Raw genomic sequence first — 5,726 nt, 5'->3', positions numbered from 1 at the left:
TATTCAATCTGCTTTTAGTAACTTTTTTTCATTATTATATATTTTATCATCATCTGTCCACGGTTGGCAAATCGTAGGCATTGCAAAACAAAATAAAAATTACTTAGCTAAAATCAATTTTAGATTTGAAATCATTCATCTCGTTTACAGAAAAAGACTGCAAAACTGATGTTTTTGACGAAAAATGTATTTGAAAACTCAAATTAAATATCTTTTTTCATTATCGACATTTTTAGTATTCTAAAAATGTCATCTGTATCTTTCTCCTCTGGAACTCTTAAAAAATCACTTTCAAATAATACATGTCTCAAATTTGCTATTAATATATTATAGTCTAATTTCAAATCATAAGAATATCCATGTGAAATATAAATCATATTGTCTTTATCAATTCCATTAATTTGAAAATATTCATCTACAATACTTTGAACATATCGTTTTTGTCTGCTGACTAATCTATTTTGTTCATCTAAATTTTTTGCATCTTTATAATAAAGTTTATACTTTGAAGTAATAACTTTATCATTACTCAGTAAAATTGTTGATGAACTATCAATACAAACAATCTCAATACATGAGTCTGGATGCTGTATGCGGGGAGTGTCACTCCACAATGTTTTATGTTCATAAGACACTGGTATAGTTGAAATATTATTCAAATCCATTTTGAAACTTTTGTCAAACGCTGAAATAACTCCCCATATAAACTGTATATCATTGTTGTCAGTTATATTTAATAATTCTTCGCCTGTAAACCATCTTATATTTCCATTAAAAATTTCCGAATCATAAACTTCATAATCTGATATCAACCAATTATATTTAATTACATCTTCTCTAATTGGTAAAAATACATCCCTTAAATTTGTATGTTCTCTTACTTGATCCGTTTCAGTCAAAATCAAATTCATATATAGCCACCTCCACAAATTATATTCTCTTTTTTACAATTCACCATTCAAAGCATAGATTAGTTGTCTAATCATTTTTTATTTTTATAGGTATCAAAACTTCGCCTACAAACTCATCTGAAATAGATTCCCAATAATTGAATAGAGGTATGAAGTATGCCTCTCCAGAAACAATGTAGTTTTTTTCATTGGCATAGGATAATAGTTTGTTAATGGTTATCTCAACTGTTGTATGTTTACCTTTGTGCAAGCATCTAATAAATTTACTACTTGGCTGTTTTGTTGATTTAAGAGCACTTCCTTCTGCATTCAAGTAATCAAAGATATATTTCATTTTGTATTTGCCTAATTGATCCGAATGGGTTGTATCGAAGCAGATACCAAACTTGCTTGAAAGTGAACCTTCTTGTTCTAGTTTCCTTCTTAATCGGCTTACTGCAGAATCGTAAGTCATAAGTGGACCATAACCAATAGGTTCTTTAATGATAATCATTTCAGGATATTCATTTAGTTTGATGCCTTCATAGATATCTATACTATGCAATTCTGTTAAGTTCTCTAATCTTTTTTCAATAATATAGCGTTGCATTTTTAGTGTTTCAATTTTTTTATCTATTTCCTTCTTTTGGTGATTCAATAGTTCTATGCTCGTTTTTTTGCCTTCTTCAGTTAAGTAAGATTGGATTTCTTTTAATGTTAATCCGCTTTCTTTAAGTGCTAGGATAAGTTCAAGTTTTTGCAGGTCATCTGAAGTGTAATAGCGGTAATTTTTTTCATTTCTAATTGAAGGAGATAGCAATCCATAGTTGTCGTAATGGATTAGAGCGGTTCTTGTGATATCAAATAGTTTTGCTACTTCACTAATTTTATATTTTTTCATATCATTCATAAGTTTCTCCTTGACTGTAATGTAACATTATAGTTTATATTTTAATTATATAGCAATGTTATAGCAATTAAAAGTAGTATTGGAGGTAGAAATGATAAGTGAATATATTAAAATAGTTGGAGCATATGAGCATAATCTCAAAAATGTTTCTATATCAATTCCTAAAAATAAATTGGTAGCGATTACGGGACCATCGGGGAGTGGTAAGTCAACATTTGCAATGGATATTTTACAAAGAGAATGTCAGAGACAATATATGGAATCAATGGGTTTAGTAACTGACGGTTTAAATAAGCCTAAAGTAGAAAGTATTGTGGGCTTATCTCCTGCTATTGGAATTTCACAAAGAGGTATTGTAGGTTCTAGTAAATCAAATGTTGGAACGTATACTGAAATATTAACGTATTTAAGAGTTTTGTATTCTAAACTTGGAACCAGAATATGTCCAGTTTGTAAGACTAAAATTAGTCCTGATTATAGTAGTGGTGATTCGACTGAAATCGATGAAAAGAATGTAAGATGTTCAGTATGTCATAATGATATGCCACATTTAACAATGGGGATGTTTTCGTTCAACAAGCCGGAGGGTTATTGTCAAACTTGTAGTGGGTTAGGTACAGTTACTGAAATTGACATATCTAAAGTAGTAGATGAATCACTAAGTTTAGAAGAAGGGGCAGTAAGTATTTGGGGAAGTGGACAATTCGGAAGTTTTTATGGTGAAGTTCTAGAAAATTGTGGAAAGTACTATGGATTTGAATTTGACGCCTCGAAGAAGGTCAGAGAGTTTAATGAAATAGAAAAGCTGGTTTTTTATGAGGGTGTGGATTCGGAAAAGTTTAAATCAATTTACCCGAATGTTAAAAAGCCTAAAAAAGTTAATGATGGCTACTTCAAAGGTATTTTGACATTCATGAAAGAAAAGGCCAAAGAACATTCGAAGAAGGAGAAAAAGAACAGTAAAATAACAAATTCTTTTGTAATCAATACTTGCTCAGAATGTCATGGAAGTCGATTAGGCTATGATGGGAGAACTGTGATGGTTAATGGGAAAACCATTGTAGAAGTGAGTAAATTTGATTTGAAAGAATTAATGAATTGGCTTAACCATTTAGAACTAACAGAAGCTGAATTGAGTATAGCAAAGGTTGTTTTAGCTGATTTAAGAAAGAGAATTGACAATGTTATCAAGATTGGGTTAGGTTATCTTTCGTTAGAGCGATCTATTAGTTCATTATCTGGTGGTGAAGCACAGAGGTTGAAATTGTCAAATATAATTGATAGTGGTTTGACGGGGGTATTATATATTTTAGATGAACCAACTACAGGATTGCACCCACATGATATTATGATGCTACTTAGAGCATTGATGCATATTAGAGATTTAGGAAATACTATTTTGGTTATAGAGCATGATACAGATTTCATTGAAAAATGTGACTATATAATTGATTTTGGACCTTTTTCAGGTCCTAATGGTGGTGAAATAGTTTTTTCTGGAACTCCTAGAGATATTGTAAATGACACAAAATCACTTACAGGTAAATATCTTAAGCGAAAAATGAAATTAGAGTATGAATCATTGAAGTTTAATAGAATGATTTCTGTAAAAAATGCATTTTCACATAATTTGAAAAATATAGATGTTGATATACCTTTAAATGCATTTGTATGCTTCACGGGTGTTTCGGGTAGTGGGAAATCTTCACTTGTTATTGATGTTATTGACAAGTACGTTAAAAGTGGGTATGCAGATTGTGAGTCTATTGACAATTTAAATGAAGTAAATAGAGTGGTTACAATTGATCAAAAACCTATTGGTAGGATGTCTAGATCAAATGTGGCGACATACACAGAAGTATTTACCTTGATTCGAGAGTTATTTGCAAATCAGAAGGATGCAAAAAAACTGAAGTTAAAACCATCTCATTTTTCATTTAATGTAAAGGGTGGACGATGCGAGAAATGTCAAGGGCTTGGTGTTGTGAAATTAGACATGCATTTCTTAGATGATATTGAAGTAGAGTGTCCAGCATGTGAAGGACATCGCTTTAAGCAGCAAGTGCTAAATGTAACGTATCGAGGAAAGCATATATCAAATATATTGGATATGACTGTTGATGAGTGCATCGAACATTTTTCAGAGGAATATTTGATAAAAGAAAAATTGATGTTTTTACGAGAAGTTGGTTTAGGATATTTAAAACTTGGACAAACTACAATAACTTTATCAGGTGGGGAATGTCAAAGAATAAAACTTTCAAAAGAGTTATCTAGAGATGAAACTCAAAACACTATCTATATACTTGATGAGCCAACTACTGGATTACATCCTAGTGATATTGAGAAATTAATGAAATTATTATTTAAACTTAAGAATAAAGGGAATTCAATTTTTGTTATTGAACATTCCTTAGAAGTAATTTCAGCTTCTGACTATATTATTGATTTAGGTCCACAAGGTGGTAGTGATGGGGGAGATATTATTGCTTATGGAACGGTAAGGGATTTGTTAGAGAGTAAACGAGGATATACACAACAGTATTTAAGAGAATTTGTTGAAGGAGAATGATTATGAGGAAAATTATATTAAATTTGGCAGTTAGTTTAGATGGCTATATTTGTGATGAGAATGGCGGTTTTGATTGGATTGTTGGTCATGGGAAAGATAGTAAGAACGCAACAGAGGTCTATGACTTTGAGAAATTCTTAGATGGGGTGGATACGTTAGTCATGGGTTCAGTTTCATATGAAGATGTAGTCCTTTCTGGTTTATCGACGTTTGATGACAAAGAAATAATTGTAGCAACTCACAGGGAATTAGAGGCAAGGGAGAATGCAAAGTTTATTAGTGGAGATATCTGCAATAGTATACTTGAACGCAAAGAAGTTGAGGGGAAGAATATTTGGTTGTTTGGAGGTGCTGTTTTGACGGATTCATTTATAAGAGCAAATATAGTTGATGAATATATTATTGCTATTATACCAACAATTCTAGGGAATGGTAGAAGGTTGTTCAAAGGTGACTATCCTAAAATAGATTTGCAGCTGAATGATTATTCTATAAATGATGGAATAACTACACTTACTTATGGTAAAAGATAGTTTTAGAGAGAGTCTTGTAAATACAAGGCTCTTCTATTATAATTTAGACAAGATGATGGAAGAAGATAAATACACATTTGTAAATCATTAATTTTTACTCTATTGAAAAACTTATAATTCAAACCTGTCAACAGGTAGCATTTAAAGACAGGACAAATAAGTAGAAAATAGCTAATATAGAAAGAGAAAGGAGTGGCTTTATGGATTGGCTTAATTCGATGAATGATGCAGTAGAATACATGGAGGCTAATATAACTAAAAAGCTTGATGTTGAGCAGGTAGCAAAAATTGCATTATCATCTACGTTTCACTTTCAGCGTATGTACCATATGATAACTGGTGTTACAATAGGTGAATATATACGAAGAAGGAGACTTACACTAGCTACACAGGATATTATATCTGGTGAAAAGATTATAAATGTAGCTTATAAGTATGGTTATGAAACGCCTGAAGCATTCACAAAAGCTTTTAAAAAAATGCATGGAATAAGTCCTTCGGCAGCGCGCGAGCCAGGAGTAAATCTCAATGCATATCCTAAACTATCCTTTCACATTTCAATAAAAGGAGATAAAAATATGAATTATAAAATTTTTGATAAAGGAAGTTTTAAAGTAGTAGGCAAACAAACAAGAATATCTATGGAAAATGAAGAAAATTTTAATCAAGTACCAAAATTCTGGTACGATTGCATGGAAGATGGCTCATATGACTGGATTTCTTCAAAGGCAGGCAAGCTAGGGATTCTAGGTGTATCTAAGGATTTCGATAAATATAAAGATGAATTTAATTATATGATAGCAGTTGAAGAAGTAAATGAT

Annotated in this window: 5 protein-coding genes; 3 read left to right on the top strand and 2 right to left on the bottom strand. The window is 31.3% G+C overall.

The window, feature by feature from the left end; genetic code table 11:
- Positions 1–203: 203 nt before the first annotated feature.
- Entirely contained in the window at positions 204–911 is a 708-nt protein-coding gene (locus tag N4A40_10855; protein MCT4662351.1) for a hypothetical protein, read from the bottom strand.
- Positions 912–978: 67 nt separating this feature from the next.
- A complete protein-coding gene (locus tag N4A40_10850; protein MCT4662350.1) occupies positions 979–1,800 on the bottom strand; it encodes a MerR family transcriptional regulator in 822 nt (273 codons plus the stop codon).
- Positions 1,801–1,891: 91 nt separating this feature from the next.
- Between N4A40_10850 and uvrA the strand changes: the two genes are divergently transcribed.
- The 3 genes from uvrA to N4A40_10835 all read left to right on the top strand — a co-directional run.
- The gene (uvrA, locus tag N4A40_10845; protein MCT4662349.1) at positions 1,892–4,372 is read left to right on the top strand and encodes an excinuclease ABC subunit UvrA; all 2,481 of its coding nucleotides are present in this window, start codon (positions 1,892–1,894) and stop codon (positions 4,370–4,372) included.
- 2 nt (positions 4,373–4,374) lie between these two features.
- Positions 4,375–4,905, top strand: coding sequence for a dihydrofolate reductase family protein (locus N4A40_10840; protein ID MCT4662348.1), 531 nt, complete (start codon positions 4,375–4,377; stop codon positions 4,903–4,905).
- Positions 4,906–5,105: 200 nt separating this feature from the next.
- The coding region (locus tag N4A40_10835) for an AraC family transcriptional regulator (protein MCT4662347.1) at positions 5,106–5,726 on the top strand (621 nt) is incomplete at its 3' end.

It is taken from the genome of Tissierellales bacterium, from assembly GCA_025210965.1.
GTDB lineage: Bacteria > Bacillota > Clostridia > Tissierellales > JAOAQY01 > JAOAQY01.
This window is presented reverse-complemented; position numbering and strand designations above follow the sequence as displayed.

Coding starts and splice junctions, on each gene's coding strand:
- N4A40_10855 (MCT4662351.1), bottom strand. CDS start 911: ATGAATTTGATTTTGACTGAAACGGATCAAGTAAGAGAACATACAAAT.
- N4A40_10850 (MCT4662350.1), bottom strand. CDS start 1,800: ATGAATGATATGAAAAAATATAAAATTAGTGAAGTAGCAAAACTATTT.
- uvrA (MCT4662349.1), top strand. CDS start 1,892: ATGATAAGTGAATATATTAAAATAGTTGGAGCATATGAGCATAATCTC.
- N4A40_10840 (MCT4662348.1), top strand. CDS start 4,375: ATGAGGAAAATTATATTAAATTTGGCAGTTAGTTTAGATGGCTATATT.